Raw genomic sequence first — 16,500 nt, forward strand, 5'->3', positions numbered from 1 at the left:
GAGGTCCCCACTCTTTTCCTAGAACTATCTTAAGTATTACCAATAAAAATATAACATAACCAAATTTTATATGCAAACTCTTCCCTTACTAGAAGCGAGTCTAAAACAAGGAAAGTTGGTTTTTTTCTGGCAACGCTTCTAGACAACCATGATTATCTAAGTATTCGATAATTGTTTTAGAAACTTTTCCTCGCTGTTGCAGATCTTCCTTCGAAAGGAATTCCCCATTTCCCCTTGCGTTTACAATGTTAAATGCAGCATTAGTTCCAAGACCAGGAATCGAGTTAAACGGAGGAATTAATGTATCTCCTTCAATAACAAATTCTGCAGCTTGTGAACGGTAGAGATCTACTTTTTGGAATTTGTAACCCCGTTCGCACATTTCAAGTGCTAACTCTAAAACCGTTAGCGTATTCTTTTCTTTTGGTGAAGCATCTAGCCCTTTTCCATTTATCTCTTCAATTTTTGCACGGATTGCTTCAGAACCTCTTACCATTGCTTCAATGTCAAAATCCTCCGCCCGCACTGTAAAATAGGCAGCATAGTATAAAAGAGCGTGATGTACTTTGAAATAGGCAATACGAACCGCCATTAAAACATAGGCAGCAGCATGCGCCTTCGGGAACATATATTTTATTTTCAAACATGAATCAATATACCAGTCCGGTACACCGTTTTTCTTCATTTCCTCTATCCATTCATCTTGAAGACCTTTTCCTTTACGAACAAACTCCATAATTTTAAAGGCAAGTGATGGCTCAAGTCCTTGATAGATTAAATACACCATGATGTCATCACGACATCCAATTACTTCACTCAATGTACAAATATTGTTGTGAATAAGCTCTTGTGCATTTCCTAACCAAACATCTGTCCCATGTGAAAGTCCAGAAATTTGTACAAGTTCGGAAAAAGTTGTTGGTTTCGTATCTTCAAGCATTTGACGTACGAATCTAGTTCCAAACTCTGGGATGCCGAGTGTCCCTGTTTTACACATTATTTGTTCTTGTGTGACCCCTAATGACTCTGTACCACTGAATATTTTCATCACTTCCGGGTCGTCTGTTGGAATTGTTTTAGGATCAATTCCTGAAAGGTCTTGAAGCATACGAATAACTGTCGGATCATCATGACCTAATATATCAAGCTTCAACAAATTATCATGAATGGAATGGAAGTCAAAATGCGTTGTTTTCCATTCTGATTTTGTATCATCTGCCGGAAATTGAATTGGAGAAAAATCAAAAATGTCCATATAATCAGGGACAACAATGATACCACCTGGATGCTGCCCTGTTGTTCTTTTTACACCAGTACACCCTTGAACTAATCTATCTACTTCTGCTCCGCGAATATGCAGATTATGATCGGAAGCATATCCCTTCACATATCCAAAAGCGGTCTTTTCAGCTACAGTACCAATTGTTCCAGCACGGTAAACATTGTCTTCACCAAAGAGAACTTTTGTGTAATCATGGGCTTTTGGCTGATATTCCCCTGAGAAGTTCAAATCAATATCCGGTACCTTATCCCCTTTAAACCCTAGAAATGTTTCAAATGGAATGTCATGTCCATCTTTTTTATAAGGTATATTACAGGTTGGACAATTTTTATCCGGTAAATCAAATCCTGAGCCTACTGAACCGTCATCAAAGAATTCAGAATGCTTACATGTTGGACACACATAATGAGGAGGTAAAGGGTTGACTTCTGTTATTTCTGTCATCGTCGCAACAAAAGATGAACCTACAGACCCCCTTGAACCTACCAGATAACCATCATCAAGTGACTTTTTCACTAGCTTGTGAGAAATCAAATAAATGACGGCAAACCCATGACCAATAATACTTTTTAATTCTTTTTCAAGCCTTTCTTCCACTATTTCAGGAAGTGTTTCACCGTAAATACTCTTAGCCATATCATAACTTAGCCGACGCATTTCTTCGTCTGCACCTTCAATTTTAGGTGTATAAAGATCATCTTTAATCGGTTTAATCTCATCAATCATATCTGCAATTTTGTTAGAGTTTTCGATAACGATTTCTTTTGCCGTTTCCTTTGGCAAGAAGGAAAATGCTTCGAGCATTTCATTTGTTGTTCTAAAATGAACATCAGGCAAATTATGTCGATTTAACGGATTTGCTCCTCCCTGCGATCTTACAAGTATCTCCCGGTATATTTTATCTGTTTCATTTAAATAATGAACATTGCCGGTAGCCACAACTGGTTTATCAAGTTTTTTTCCTAGTTCAACAATATTTACAATAATGTCTTCAAGATTTTTACTATCTTGTACTAGTTCTAATTCAATAAGATGCTGATAAACTTGTTTTGGATGTACTTCTAAGTAATCATAGAATTCAGCCTTCTCCTCTACTTCTTCGCTCCCTTTTTGCATCATTCCTTCGAAAACTTCTCCCTTATCACACCCTGAACCGACCAATATTCCTTTCCGGTATTTTTGTAATTGAGAGCGGGGAATTCTAGGAACTCGATAAAAATAGTTTAAATGGGAAATAGAGACTAATTTAAAAAGGTTTTTTAACCCTTCCTCCGTTTGTGCGAGTAGCGTGCAGTGATAAGGTCTTGAACGTTTGTATGCATCGCCTTTTCCCATATAATCGTTAAATTGGTTATGGTTTTCAATACCTTGTTCTGCTGCATCCTTCAGCATTTTTATTAGTAAGTACCCAGTCGCTTCCGCATCGTAAATCGCTCGGTGATGCTGTGTTAGCTCAACATCAAACTTTTTCGCCAGCGTGTTTAAGCGATGATTTTTGAATGTAGGGTAGAGCAGTCTTGCAAGCTCTAGTGTATCAATTACAGGGTTTTGTGCCTTACCAAGACCCGCTCTTTGGTAGCCTGCATTTAAAAATCCCATGTCAAATGAAGCGTTGTGAGCTACTAGTATGTCGTTACCTACCCAATCATGATATTTCGTTAAAACCTCATCAATCTCTGGTGCAGTTTGCACCATATCATCTGTAATCCCCGTTAAATCAATGGTTGTCGCAGATAAACGATGATGTGGGTTGGCAAATGATTCAAATCGATCAATAACCTCACCATTTTTGACTTTCACTGCAGCTAATTCAATTATTTTGTCGTACACAGCAGATAACCCTGTTGTTTCTACATCGAAGACGACATATGTTTCGTCTGCTAGTATTCTATCTGCGGAATTATATGCAATAGGAACGCCATCATCTACTAAGTTTGCTTCAAGACCGTAAAGAACTTTAATATCATGTTTTTTACTAGCACTGTATGCCTCAGGAAACGATTGTGCAACAGCATGATCTGTAATAGCAATCGCTTTATGACCCCATTTTTTTGCTTGTCCTACTAAATCACCTACACTAGATACTGCATCCATTTGACTCATCGGAGTATGCATATGCAACTCTACCCGTCTTTCTCCCTCAGGTGCTGTATCTTTTCGAATAACAGGAGTAATTTCATTAACGTCATTTGCAATCATCACCAAATCTCGGACAAACGTATCATTTTGAATGCTTCCTCTACAACGGACCCACATTCCTTTTTTCAAGTTGCCCATCAGTGCCGCGTCTTCTTTATCACGTGAAAACATTTTAACTAAAATCGAGCTCGAGTAGTCCGTGACCTTAAATGTTAATAATGTACGTCCACTTCTTAGCTCTCTCGTTTCTGCTTCGAAAACATAGCCTTCGATAGCAATTCGTCTTTCTTCATCCTGGATATCTTCAATTTTCCGGAAATCAGCATCGTCTTTAATCTTTAATCCAAGCATGAACGGACCGCTAGGAGCTTCTGTTGACTGTTCTTTTTCACGTTTTTGCATGTCAAGAACCGCCTGTTTTGCACGTTCTTCATCTTCTTTTCGCTTTTCTTCAAGGAATTTCTCATAATCCTGGTTTTGTTCTTTCACTTCTGAAACTTCCGCATCAATTACTAGCCTTGGAAACCCGTAACTTTCAAATATGGTTGAAATAAGCTCACCATATTTTTTCTTTAATGTTATAGCTTCCATATCATTAGATGCCTGAATGATAATTTTGTTCCCCTGTACTTTTGGTGCTTGATTATGAAGCAGCTGTAGCATTGGTGGGGAAATCCCGTCAATTTCTTTTATACAGTTGTCCCAATATTGTAAAACTAGTTCCTCTGTAAAAGAAGTATCTAAAACTTTTAAACTGAATTGAACTTTTGCTATATGCTGAAAAGATGCTTGTAAGCTTTGAGAAAATTTTGTCCACACATTACATGGTATTAATTTTTGCAAAGTAAATTGGAAATGCCACTTTCTTTCCTTTTGATCAACTATTAACTTTTCAATTTCTGCTTGATCAAAATGTTGAACAAACATATCGTCGGTTAACTGTAATTGTTGAAGCAATATTCTAAACCGTTCTTTCTTTCCAGCGGGATTTTCTTGCATGTGTACCTCCCCCATCTTATCTATCAATTTTTCTAGTTACTATCTTAAATAAATAATCACTTATACTCAATGCATATTTATTGGCAAGTCCTTAGGTTTGAATGAGAAAAAGGGCTGACATTTATCCCTATGTCTAGCCCTTTTTCTAGTTATCCCACGTTAACGGGAAATCCCCCCACTGATTGAAGCTTCGCTTTATGCTAATGTTTCAAATAAGTTTTGAATAGTATCAAGTAATTCTTCTTTTTTTACTTCAAGCATTTCGCCTGTTTTCCTTACCTTAACCTCTACAATGCCTTCTCCAGCTTTTTTACCAACCGTAATTCTGATTGGCAGCCCAATTAGATCGGAATCAGCAAATTTCACTCCTGGCCTTTCTGCACGATCATCCATTAAAACATCATATCGATGTTGCTTTAATTGTTGATAGAGCTCCTCTGTGAGAGTTTTTTGAGCTTCATCTTTCATATTGATTGGTATTAAGTGCAGATCAAACGGTGTAAGATTTGAAGGCCATAAAAGCCCGTTTTCATCATTATACTGTTCCGCAATCGCTGCGAGTGTACGAGACACACCTATTCCATAACAACCCATAATTATCTCTTTAGCTCGGCCATTTTCATCAAGGTAAGTACCATTCATTGCAGCCGAATATCTTGTTCCTAATTTAAAGACATGCCCAACTTCTATTCCTTTAGCGAATAGAATTTTTCCCTGCCCATCTGGGGAAGGATCTCCCTCTTTGATAAAGCGTAAATCTGCAAACCCTATCGCTGTAACGTCTCTACTTATGTTTACATTTACATAATGATACCCATCTTCATTTGCACCAGTTACAGCGTTAGTCATGTATTTTACAGCATTATCTGCAATGACTCTAATATCCTTATTAATAGAAATCGGCCCAATTGACCCAACTTCACAACCAAATACAGCTTTTGTTTCAGATGCAGAGGCTAATTCTACTACTTTTGCATTTAAGTAATTCTTTACTTTAATATCATTGATCTCATGATCTCCACGCGATAATACTAGAACATATTCTTCATCTACTTTAAAGAGTAATGATTTTACACATTGTGATGACTCTTTATTTAAAAACACCGAAACATCTTCAATTGTTCTTTGATTTGGAGTAGATACTTTTTCTAATTCTTCTTCTTTCTCTTCTGAGACAGTATAGTGATCAACCACCTCTGCCATTTCAATATTTGCTGCATAATCTGATGAATCTGAATAGGCAATGATATCTTCTCCTATATCAGACAACACCATAAACTCATGCGTATCTTTCCCTCCCATTGCTCCAGAATCCGCTATAACTGCACGGAAATTCAATCCGCAACGCTCAAAAATCTTACAATACGCCTCAAACAATTTTTCATACGTTTCATCTAGGCTTTCAAAAGAAGAATGAAAGGAATAGGCATCCTTCATGATAAATTCTCTACCTCTTAACAAACCAAATCTTGGTCGTTTTTCATCGCGAAACTTATTTTGAATTTGGTAAAGCGTTAGTGGAAGCTTTTTATACGATTTAATTTCATCTCTAACCAAACTCATAATAACTTCTTCATGGGTTGCACCAAGGGCAAATTCCCTGTCATGGCGGTCATTTAATCGCATTAATTCTGGACCGTATGTAGCCCATCTGCCTGATTCCTTCCATAATTCCGATTGTTGCAAGGCAGGCATTAAAAGTTCTGCAGCGCCTGCGTTATCCATTTCTTCGCGAACAATTTCTTCTACTTTTCTCAGTACTTTCTTTCCTAATGGCAGAAAACTATAAATGCCGCTTGCAGTTTGTCTTATATACCCTGCTCGCAATAATAGCTGGTGGCTTTTCACATCTGCACCTGCTGGAACTTCTCTTAATGTAGGAATAAATGTCATACTTTGCTTCATATTTTAGCACCTCTAAACAATTTAAACTTCTATAGGTTAATAGTAAATAAAGAACGGAGTAAGCGACTCCATTCTTTATTCACATTCTTACTCTTTTAAAAATTAAGTTGAATATTAAGCTTGCTGAATTGTACCTAGTTCTTATAAAAAGAACCGTTGAATATCATTCCAAGTAACGACTAACATTAGAACCATCAAGAGGGCAAAACCGATAAAATGAACCATTCCTTCTGCTTGTCGATCAATCGGTTTTCCTCTCACTGCTTCTATTGCAAAAAATAACAGTCTCCCTCCGTCAAGTGCAGGGATAGGAAGAAGATTCATGATTCCAAGGTTAATACTTAATATTGCAGCCCATCTCATAAGATAATAAATCCCGGATTGTGCAACAATATCTGTTGATTGATATATTCCCACTGGTCCTGATAAAGCATCAATGGAAAATTCTCCAGAGACTAGTTTTCCAAGAAGAACAAAAATCATTTTCGTCCATTCATACGTTTGCTCAGCACTGTTTGTTACTACCTTTAACGGAGATTTCTCTACAGGCGTATGGACTCCAATAATCCCTATTTCCTCTCCTTCTACTTCTTGAGGTTTAGGCGTAACGGCAATCTCTTTTGTTACACCGTCTCTTTCAATATTAAACTGAAGTTCATCGCCAGGATGTTTTTGAATTACTTTTACAATATCTTCCCAATTGGCGATCTCATTTCCATCAATTGTTACAATTTTATCGCCTTCTTGAAGTCCTGCTTCTTGAGCTGCTCCATCTTCTGTTAGATTCCCCAATTCAGGTTCATTTGTAGGAACACCTTGTAGTAATCCAACTAATATAAAAATGAAAAAGGCTAGAATAAAGTTGAAAAGCGGTCCTGCGAATATTGCCATAGCCCGATTTGGTAAACTTTTCGAAGCAAATTGGCGATCCCACGGTGCTACCTGTGTCTCAACACCATCTTCTATAAGTACTGCTTCACGAGATATCTTGAAAGTTTTTTGTTCTTCTTCCCCATCTTCATAGCCTCGAATAAATAGGTTATGTTCCAAGTCCGCTTCTTCCACTTCGATAACTCGAATATTAGGATATTTATCCTTATTATTTAAAACAATACTAGCTATCGATTCGTCCTCATTAAGGATTAAACCGACACGATGTCCTGCTTTTAATTCTACCATTTCCGGGTCTTCTCCAGCCATTCTTACAAATCCGCCAATGGGTAGCAAGCGGATAGTATATGTAGTCTCATTCCTTTTAAATGAGAAAACCTTTGGACCAAATCCTATTGCAAATTCACGGCATAGGATTCCAGCACGTTTTGCAAAAATCAAATGGCCCAGCTCATGGAAGAAGACTAGTGCACCGAAAATGACAATAAAGGCTATCACTGTTTGCAAATGAAAAACCACCTTTTTTGGTCAACTATGTAAGACCTAATTAATCATAAATTAAAGCTCTTTTCTCATAGATTGTTGTTTTTACTTATAAATTCTGCCCGTTGCTTCCCACTGCGTGCACAAGACTCCTCGGGGAGGAATGAGAGCCTTCTAGAAAAGCGGAAGTGGCTTGGCTCAGCTCGTGAAGAAAATAGGAACATTTCCTAAAGGCGCTTTTTGCCTTTTGGGAATGTTATCTTTTTCACAGCGAGCTAGACACCAGCTTCGCCTTTGGTTCTCTCCCTTCCCTTCCCTCTCCTCCCGCAGGAGTCGAGTGCCCTTCGTTCCAAGCAACTCAGTTGGTTAAACTTAATGTGTAGTTTAAAAGCAACAAACTTTACAAAAACAGCCTAAATTAAAGAGCCTAAACTCTTTATTATCATACTACGTTTATACTATAAAAAACATGCACAAGCTATTCATTGATAAAACGATGGACATTTAGACGTGTTTCCCTATCAATTTGCCTTATCGCATCCAATTCCGGCAATTGGATAAGCTCATGTTCCTGCATCGCCTTCTCTATCAAATCTTCAATTTGTAAAAATGAAATTTGACCATTTAAAAAGGCCGCTACAGCTGCTTCATTCGCTGCATTAAGAACAGTCGGCATACTTCCCCCAACTTTTCCAGCATCAAAGGCAAAAGCAAGACAACGAAAGCGATGATAGTTCATCTTTTCAAAATGCAGTTTGCCAATTTCCACAAGATCTAACTTTTTCGCTTGAGTCCGCGGCAATCTAGTAGGGTATGTAAGAGCATATTGAATAGCTGTTCTCATGTCAGGAGTTCCCAATTGCGCAATCACAGAAGTATCGTGGTATTGTACCATAGAATGAATAATACTTTCCCGATGCAAAACAACGTCAATCTTATCATACTCGATATCAAACAGCCAATGGGCTTCGATAACTTCTAAACCTTTATTCATCATAGAAGCTGAATCTATTGTAATCTTAGCTCCCATTGACCAATTAGGGTGGTTTAATGCTTCTTCTACTGTGACTCCAACCAGTTCCTCACGAGTGCGATCTCGAAAGCTTCCTCCCGATGCAGTAATGATAAGCTTTTCAATATTTTCTTTTCTCTCCCCCTGTAGTGCTTGAAATATCGCAGAATGCTCACTATCTACAGGCAATAAAGATACACCATGCTTCCTTGCAGCATCCATTACAATATGCCCTGCAGTTACAAGTGTTTCCTTATTAGCAATCGCAATTGTTTTACCTGCTTCTATCGCTTGTAATGTAGGATATAACCCAACACTTCCCAAAACTGCATTCACTACGATATCTGCGTCATGTTGACATGCTGCTTCTACGATGCCCTCTTCTCCCCAATAAACTTTTGTTTTTGAAGTTAAAACAGACATTAACTTTTCTGCGTCTTCTTTTTCTTGTACAGATAATACTAATGGTTTAAATTCTTCTGCTATTTCTCTTGCCTTAGCAATATTTTTCCCTACTGACATTGCTACTAATTCAAATTGATCTGGGTGTTCTTTAATTATATCTAATGTCTGGGTGCCAATAGAACCTGTGGCACCCAGCAAACTAATCTTTTTCAAAAATAATCTCTCCTCCCACTCACGTCCTATTTTTAAAGAACGTTAAGGAAATGTAGAAGTGGTAAAACAAACAATAAACTATCAAATCTGTCTAGCATTCCACCATGCCCCGGCAATAGCTGACCGGAATCTTTTACTTGATAATGCCTCTTCAAAGCAGATTCTACAAGGTCACCGATTTGACCAAACACAGATAATACAGCGGTGACGATAATTAACTTTGGTATCGACATATTCAAATCTGTAAAGAATGACATGATAATGCCTATGACAATAGCACATACCACTCCTCCTATAAAACCTTCTACTGTTTTATTCGGACTGATATCTGGCCACAGTTTCTTTTTTCCTATTGCTCGTCCAATAAAATAAGCCCCTGAGTCTGTCGACCAAATAATAAATAATGCATAAAAAACAAAACCTAATCCGTTTACATTAAAACGAGTTTCAATAAAATAATAAAACCCTATCCCAACATATAAAATACTTAAGATAGCAAACGAAACATCATCAAATGTAAAACGATTTTTCGTAATAACTGTATAAGTCAAAAACAAAAGAACGGCAAGTAACGTTATCTCTATTTTGCTGTAACCAATATTGGCGATAAGGTCAATATGTTGGCTAGGTATAAGAAATACCCATAATAGGGCGAGTGATATAATACCCGGTATAGAGAAGATAGCCAAGTTTCTCATTTTCAATGCTTCATATAAGCTAATGGATGCAATTAAATACATCAGTATAGTAAACGGTGTTTTACCAAATAAAATAATTGGTAAAAAGACTGCTGCTGCAATAATTGCAGTAATTATTCTTTGTTTCATTATGATTCCTCGCTTTGTAATCCACCAAACCTTCTTGATCGACCTTGAAATGCTTCAATTGCTTCAATAAGTTGTTCTTTGTTAAAGTCTGGCCAAAGAACATCTGTAAACCAAAATTCAGAATAGGCTAATTGCCATAGCATAAAATTACTCAAGCGAATTTCACCACTCGTACGAATAAGCAGGTCTGGATCTGGTAAATCTTTTGTCATTAAATACTGTGAAAAAGTTTCTTCATTTAGATGGCTTTCCTCTAGTATACCATTCTGAACATCTTTTAAGACATCTTTCATCGCTTCAATAATTTCAAAACGACTACCATAATTCAAAGCAAAATTTAGAATAAGACCATCATTTTCTTTTGTTTTATGAATCGCCTTTTTCACAGCATTTGCCGTATGTGATGGAAGAGCTTCTTCATACCCCATCATTCTAACTTGAACGTTTTCTTCTATAAGTTCAGGTAAAAAGGTACCTAGGAATTCTTCAGGAAGTTTCATTAAATATTCTACTTCCATCTTAGGACGTTTCCAATTTTCTGTTGAAAACGCATATAATGTAAGGGTTTTGATACCTAATTGATTCGCAAGCTTTGTCACTCGGCGTACTACTTTCATGCCTTCATGATGTCCAGCCACTCTCGGTAGGGCTCTTTTTTTTGCCCAGCGACCGTTTCCGTCCATAATTATCGCAAGGTGCTCCGGAATTCGATGCTTCTTTAATTCTTGGAATCGTTCATCAGCATCCTCACTCACTTGTCGCCTTTTCCATTGTTTAAGCTTATTTAACATAAAAAAATCCTCCACCAACAATCCAAAAAATATTTGCCCTTACTATCATATCAAAAAAACAAGAAGATATCTCCATCAAATTCTTTCTATCAATAAGGGAGAAGGAATTTTCACTAGAAAAACTCGTTACGGCATTTATCTTGAATCATTATTTTATAGCTTAATTCGGAAAATGAAACTGTTCTATAACCCCAGTGCCTCGTCCTACTGCAGACAAATTCAACCGCTATTTAAAAAAGGGACTGTTCAATAAGGAATCAATTTCACTTATTGCCAGCCCCTCAAGCCTTCATTATAAGATTAAACTTCTATTATTTCTTTTTCCTTTTCTTTTGCCACATCATCAACTTGAGCAATACTGCTATCTGTGGCTTTTTGAACATCATCCGAATATCCACGAAGGTCATCTTCTGTCATTTCACCATTTTTCTCCAGTTTCTTCAATTCGTCATTTGCATCACGACGAATATTTCGAATGGCAACCTTTGCATCCTCAGCTTCTTTTTTAACCAATTTAACCAGTTCTTTACGACGCTCTTCCGTTAATGCAGGGATTACTATTCTTAGAATATTCCCATCGTTTGCAGGGGTAATTCCTAAGTCTGATTTCAATATCGCTTTTTCAATATCACCCAATGCAGATTTATCATACGGTTGAATAACGAGCATACGAGCCTCTGGAACAGAAATCCCAGCTAATTGATTGACAGGAGTTGGTGCTCCATAGTAATCAACTGTCACTTTATCTAGAAGCGAAGCATTGGCACGACCAGCACGAATGCTTGCTAACTCTCTAGAAAAAGCCTGAATCGCTTTTTGCATTTTTTCCTTTGCATTTGTAATAACTTGATTGGACATTATACTTTCCCCCTCACAATTGTTCCAATATTTTCACCTGTTACAGCCTTCTTAATATTACCATCTTCCATTATAGAGAATACAATTAACGGGATATCATTATCCATACATAGAGAGGATGCAGTAGAATCCATGACAGCTAATCCCTCTTTAATAACATCTAAATAGGACAATTCATCATATTTCACCGCGTTCTTATCCACTTTTGGATCTGCGGAATAAACTCCATCAACATTATTCTTCGCCATTAAAATAACTTCCGCTTCAATTTCAGCTGCACGAAGTGCTGCAGTAGTATCTGTTGAGAAATAAGGATTCCCTGTTCCAGCTGCAAAAATAACGACTCTTTTCTTCTCAAGATGACGAATCGCACGGCGACGAATATATGGTTCTGCAACTTGACGCATATCAATAGAAGTTTGCACTCTCGTTTCAATTCCTACTTGCTCTAAACTATCTTGGAGTGCAAGAGAATTCATGACAGTTGCTAGCATCCCCATGTAATCAGCGGATGCTCTGTCCATGCCCATTTCGCTACCGATTTTACCACGCCAAATGTTACCTCCGCCCACAACAACAGCTACTTCTACTCCTAGTTCAGCTAATTCTTTAACTTCTTCTGCTACATTTTTAATTACTGATGGGTTAATACCGAAGCCTTCTTCTCCTGCTAAGGCCTCTCCACTTAATTTAAGAACAACACGTTTATATTTTGGAACGCTCATTTGAACCTCCATATGTAGTGAGATTTTTTTCTTGAAAAATAGGGAACACACCTGTGTTCCCTACTGAGAATAGAACTTCTAACTAAAAGTTATTATTTTTTATTAACTTGGCTCATTACTTCATCAGCAAAGTTTTCTTGACGTTTTTCTAGTCCTTCGCCTACTTCATAACGAACGAAGTCTGTTAAAGTTGCACCATTTGCTTCAAGGTATTGACGTACTTTTTGATCAGGGTTCTTAACGAAAGCTTGATCAAGGATACAAATATCTTCAAAGAATTTACCAAGACGTCCTTCTACCATTTTCGCAACAATTTTTTCTGGTTTTCCTTCGTTTAAAGCTTGTTGAGTTAAAACTTCACGTTCATGCGCTACTTCTTCTTCAGAAACTTGATCGCGAGAAACATACTTAGGGTTTAATGCAGCTGCATGCATTGCAACATCTTTTGCAACATCAGCATTCGTTGTACCTTCTACAACAGAAAGAACACCAATACGTCCTCCCATATGCAGATACTCACCAAAAGCATCATTATCTGTTTTTGTACGAACTTCAAATCGGCGAAGTGTGATTTTCTCTCCAATTTTAGCAATTGCAGAATTAATATATTCATTTACAGTAGAGCCATTCTCCATATTTTGCTCTAGAGCAGCTTCAACTGTTGCTGGCTTGTTTTTCAATAGATGTTCCGCAAGTTCTTTAACAAGACCTTGGAAATTTTCATTTTTCGCAACAAAGTCTGTTTCAGCGTTTACTTCAAGAATAATCGCTTCATTACCTTCGCTCATGATGAAAGTTGTACCTTCAGCAGCAATACGGTCAGCTTTTTTAGCTGCTTTTGCGATACCTTTTTCACGAAGGAAATCGATTGCTTTTTCCATATCGCCGTCCATTTCAGTTAACGCTTTTTTACAATCCATCATACCTGCGCCAGTTTTTTCACGAAGTTCCTTAACCATTTGTGCAGTAATTGCCATTGTGGGTTTCCTCCTTAAATATGTAAACTTACTTCATAACTTTTTTATAAATTTTATCTACTATAATATTTGCCCAACAATTACTTATTTAAAACAAGATCATTAGGACAATTAAATAGCAGATTTACTAATCTTCATAAAGTATTTATTATCTCTTTAAAAAAAGGTGATAAGGGTGCCCCCACTTATCACCTTCTTACATTACTCAGCAGCTACTGCTTCTTCTTCACCTTGTTTAGCTTCTAAAATCGCATCAGCCATTTTACCAGTAAGAAGTTTAACTGCACGGATTGCATCATCGTTTGCAGGAATAACTACATCAATTTCATCCGGATCACAGTTTGTATCTACAATACCCACGATTGGAATATTAAGTTTACGCGCTTCTGCTACAGCAATACGCTCTTTACGTGGATCAATAATGAATAGAGCATCTGGAATCTCATGCATATCTTTGATTCCGCCTAAGAATTTAACTAAGCGTTCATGCTCTTTATTTAATTGAACTACTTCTTTTTTAGGAAGTACTTCAAAAATACCGTCTTCTTCCATTTTTTCAATTTCTTTAAGACGTGCAATACGCTTTTGGATTGTTTCAAAGTTTGTTAATGTTCCACCTAACCAACGTTGGTTGATATAGAACATTCCAGCACGTTCTGCTTCTTCTTTCACAGATTCTTGTGCTTGTTTTTTCGTACCAACGAAAAGAACTTTACCGCCGTTACCAGCTAATTCTTTCACGAATTTGTACGCTTCTTCAACCTTCTTAACTGTTTTTTGAAGGTCGATAATGTAGATGCCGTTACGCTCAGTGAAGATATATTTCTTCATTTTTGGATTCCAACGGCGAGTTTGGTGTCCGAAATGTACACCAGCTTCAAGTAATTGTTTCATAGAAATTACTGACATGTGTGTGTTCCTCCTAATGGTTTTTATTTTCCTCCGCTTCTGTCATTTTCTTCAGAAACTATTATGTTAATAGCACCATCTAAAAGAATCGAGAAGCGTGTGTAATCACACCATGAATAATATAGCATAACAACTCTGAGCAATCAAGAAAATATTACTTATTTTGACGAAATTTTAATAGAAGCTCGATTTCTGTCTTCCCTTTGCCTAATAATTTTGCAATCTCTTCTGCTGTTTTTCCATTGCGATGCATAAGTAAGGCTCTATTTTCTAGTGAATCGTCCGTGTTTTCTTCTTCCGTTCTAATTGGAGGCAATTGAGTATTGTTCTCATTATCGTCTACAGTATCAGGAAATACTTTCGAATATGCTTTGTTTGCATTCATTCTATTCATTTGGTAAGCAGTTGCTCTTGTATTAATAACAGCTTGTGTAGATTCATTATCATCTTGTTTGCTGGAATTAGGTTGTTTTTGCCGATCATCTTTATTTTCTACTTTTGAACGGTTTTCTAGCTGTTTCATAAACTGTTCATTTTCTTCCTTCATTTCTAGTAGGTAAGAAGAAATAATGTCTTCCAAATCGTTTATCACTTTTTCTTGTTTCTTTTCTATATTCATTAACCTATTTTGTCTAGTATAGAGTAGAATAATTGCTAAGAATGCAACAATATTCAATAGAAAGGAAACAAAAATCAAAAATACAGACATATATTCACCTTGTTTCTTTTACTTTAAATTGGTCAGTTCCTGAATAACAAATGCGCAAGCGGCTTGCTCAAAGGCAAATTTCCAGGAAAAGACCTTGAGGGGCTAAGAGCTCGAGCTAGATATAAACTGTTTCTATAATACATGCAAATATTTTATAGTACGCTACGCAATAACAAAGCTGTTTACTTCCTGTAAATAGAAGAAAACAGCCAAAATTATCTCATATGACAAAAGTACAAATCTCTACCCCGAATAATCAACAGTTTTCCCTTTATACGGGTGGTTAAACGTAACCGTTGTATTGTTTTTCCGTCCACTTCTCTTTAGCTCTTCTTGATTTTTATCTGAACTTCCTTCATTTTCTAATGTCGCTTCTCTTTTTGCATTATTTTCAACAACAGACTTCCGTTTTCTTTCCGATTCCTTTTCCATTTCAAATGCAGCTTGGCTTTGTGCTAGCTGACCCGCTGTTTGAGTTTGATCCATCACTTTTCCTGCTTCAAATGTTTTTGGTAAAGCAATTTGCATCTCAATCGCTTTCAAACTCATTCTATTCCCTACTTCCTATTTGATTTTTTAGTATCAACTAAGGAGATTACGTAGTTTAAAGATAGCTTTTGAATGTATTTGTGAAATTCTAGAAGTAGATAGACTCATTACCTGACCAATTTCCGTTAAAGTTAACTCTTCTTTATAAAACAAGCTTAAAACCATTTGCTCCTTCTCAGAAAGCTTTTTAATGACAGTTTCTAATTCTTTTACTCCTTCGCCCTTCAACAAATGTTCCTCAGGCGATTTAGACTTTTCGTCTTTCAGGGAAAATGATTGTGATTCATGGTCATCATCCTTCAACTGCTCATCAATGGATAGGACGTTGGCGAACATATGTTCATGGATAGTTTGATTTACTTCATTTTCGGTAAGGTTTAACTCATTTGCTATTTCTTCAGCAGTAACATGTCGTAATAATTTCTGCTCTAATTCTTCGATTTTCGCTTCAATTTTTTTTGCCTTATCTCTAGTTGAACGAGGAAGCCAATCTTCTTTTCTTAGTCCATCAATGATAGCACCTCTTACACGAAAAGAAGCGTATGTGTCGAACTTTAAGTCGCGAGTAGGATCGAATCTTTGCAGAGCGTCAAGTAACCCCATTAACCCAAGGCTTTTCAAATCCTCTCTTGAGACATTTTTTGGCAAACCAACAGATATTCGCCCGACATGATAAGAAACAAGCGGCATATATTTTTTCACCAACATATCACCAGCATCTGTATCACGATGTTCTATCCACTTTTCCCAATACTTTTTCTCATTTATTAGAGAGGATTGTTGAGACATAGCCTTTCTCCTTCCTTGGTCTATCAGCTTTAACGGG

13 protein-coding genes are annotated in these 16,500 nt (G+C 37.0%); all 13 read right to left on the reverse strand.

Annotated elements, in window-relative coordinates; translation table 11 throughout:
* Positions 1–100: 100 nt before the first annotated feature.
* Positions 101–4,420 (reverse strand): PolC-type DNA polymerase III, encoded by a 4,320-nt coding sequence (locus ACFSUL_RS18820; protein WP_377937429.1) that lies wholly within the window; start codon positions 4,418–4,420, stop codon positions 101–103.
* Between the two features lie 195 nt (positions 4,421–4,615).
* Positions 4,616–6,325 carry a proline--tRNA ligase gene (locus ACFSUL_RS18825; RefSeq protein ID WP_377937431.1) on the reverse strand — a complete coding sequence of 570 codons (1,710 nt, stop codon included), beginning with the start codon at positions 6,323–6,325 and terminating at the stop codon, positions 4,616–4,618.
* A gap of 141 nt (positions 6,326–6,466) precedes the next feature.
* Entirely contained in the window at positions 6,467–7,723 is a 1,257-nt protein-coding gene (rseP, locus tag ACFSUL_RS18830; RefSeq protein WP_377937433.1) for an RIP metalloprotease RseP, read from the reverse strand.
* Positions 7,724–8,177: 454 nt separating this feature from the next.
* Positions 8,178–9,329 (reverse strand): 1-deoxy-D-xylulose-5-phosphate reductoisomerase, encoded by a 1,152-nt coding sequence (dxr, locus tag ACFSUL_RS18835; protein ID WP_377937435.1) that lies wholly within the window; start codon positions 9,327–9,329, stop codon positions 8,178–8,180.
* Between the two features lie 32 nt (positions 9,330–9,361).
* Positions 9,362–10,156: a phosphatidate cytidylyltransferase gene (locus ACFSUL_RS18840; RefSeq protein WP_377937437.1), complete on the reverse strand. Its 795-nt coding sequence runs from the start codon at positions 10,154–10,156 to the stop codon at positions 9,362–9,364.
* Positions 10,156–10,947, reverse strand: coding sequence for an isoprenyl transferase (locus ACFSUL_RS18845; RefSeq protein WP_377937439.1), 792 nt, complete (start codon positions 10,945–10,947; stop codon positions 10,156–10,158). Before ACFSUL_RS18845 ends, ACFSUL_RS18840 begins: the two co-directional genes overlap by 1 nt.
* Before the next feature lie 300 nt (positions 10,948–11,247).
* Positions 11,248–11,805 carry a ribosome recycling factor gene (gene frr / locus ACFSUL_RS18850; protein WP_377937441.1) on the reverse strand — a complete coding sequence of 186 codons (558 nt, stop codon included), beginning with the start codon at positions 11,803–11,805 and terminating at the stop codon, positions 11,248–11,250.
* The gene (gene pyrH / locus ACFSUL_RS18855) at positions 11,805–12,530 is read right to left on the reverse strand and encodes a UMP kinase (RefSeq protein WP_377937443.1); all 726 of its coding nucleotides are present in this window, start codon (positions 12,528–12,530) and stop codon (positions 11,805–11,807) included. The genes frr and pyrH overlap by 1 nt, the downstream gene beginning before the upstream one ends.
* A gap of 92 nt (positions 12,531–12,622) precedes the next feature.
* Complete coding sequence (gene tsf, locus ACFSUL_RS18860; RefSeq protein WP_377937445.1) at positions 12,623–13,507, reverse strand: translation elongation factor Ts; 885 nt, start codon at positions 13,505–13,507, stop codon at positions 12,623–12,625.
* Positions 13,508–13,708: 201 nt separating this feature from the next.
* Complete coding sequence (gene rpsB, locus ACFSUL_RS18865) at positions 13,709–14,416, reverse strand: 30S ribosomal protein S2 (RefSeq protein WP_071412799.1); 708 nt, start codon at positions 14,414–14,416, stop codon at positions 13,709–13,711.
* A gap of 154 nt (positions 14,417–14,570) precedes the next feature.
* The gene (locus tag ACFSUL_RS18870; protein WP_377937447.1) at positions 14,571–15,125 is read right to left on the reverse strand and encodes a hypothetical protein; all 555 of its coding nucleotides are present in this window, start codon (positions 15,123–15,125) and stop codon (positions 14,571–14,573) included.
* 243 nt (positions 15,126–15,368) lie between these two features.
* Positions 15,369–15,674 (reverse strand): hypothetical protein, encoded by a 306-nt coding sequence (locus ACFSUL_RS18875; protein WP_377937449.1) that lies wholly within the window; start codon positions 15,672–15,674, stop codon positions 15,369–15,371.
* Positions 15,675–15,707: 33 nt separating this feature from the next.
* Positions 15,708–16,463, reverse strand: a complete 756-nt coding sequence (locus tag ACFSUL_RS18880; protein ID WP_377937451.1) for a FliA/WhiG family RNA polymerase sigma factor — start codon at positions 16,461–16,463, stop codon at positions 15,708–15,710.
* Between the last annotated feature and the right edge of the window lie 37 nt (positions 16,464–16,500).

This window comes from Bacillus seohaeanensis (assembly GCF_042684945.1).
Classification (GTDB): Bacteria; Bacillota; Bacilli; order Bacillales; family Bacillaceae_B; genus Rossellomorea; species Rossellomorea seohaeanensis.

Coding starts and splice junctions, on each gene's coding strand:
- ACFSUL_RS18820 (WP_377937429.1), bottom strand. CDS start 4,420: ATGCAAGAAAATCCCGCTGGAAAGAAAGAACGGTTTAGAATATTGCTT.
- ACFSUL_RS18825 (WP_377937431.1), bottom strand. CDS start 6,325: ATGAAGCAAAGTATGACATTTATTCCTACATTAAGAGAAGTTCCAGCA.
- ACFSUL_RS18840 (WP_377937437.1), bottom strand. CDS start 10,156: ATGAAACAAAGAATAATTACTGCAATTATTGCAGCAGCAGTCTTTTTA.
- ACFSUL_RS18845 (WP_377937439.1), bottom strand. CDS start 10,947: ATGTTAAATAAGCTTAAACAATGGAAAAGGCGACAAGTGAGTGAGGAT.
- frr (WP_377937441.1), bottom strand. CDS start 11,805: ATGTCCAATCAAGTTATTACAAATGCAAAGGAAAAAATGCAAAAAGCG.
- pyrH (WP_377937443.1), bottom strand. CDS start 12,530: ATGAGCGTTCCAAAATATAAACGTGTTGTTCTTAAATTAAGTGGAGAG.
- tsf (WP_377937445.1), bottom strand. CDS start 13,507: ATGGCAATTACTGCACAAATGGTTAAGGAACTTCGTGAAAAAACTGGC.
- rpsB (WP_071412799.1), bottom strand. CDS start 14,416: ATGTCAGTAATTTCTATGAAACAATTACTTGAAGCTGGTGTACATTTC.
- ACFSUL_RS18870 (WP_377937447.1), bottom strand. CDS start 15,125: ATGTCTGTATTTTTGATTTTTGTTTCCTTTCTATTGAATATTGTTGCA.
- ACFSUL_RS18875 (WP_377937449.1), bottom strand. CDS start 15,674: ATGAGTTTGAAAGCGATTGAGATGCAAATTGCTTTACCAAAAACATTT.
- ACFSUL_RS18880 (WP_377937451.1), bottom strand. CDS start 16,463: ATGTCTCAACAATCCTCTCTAATAAATGAGAAAAAGTATTGGGAAAAG.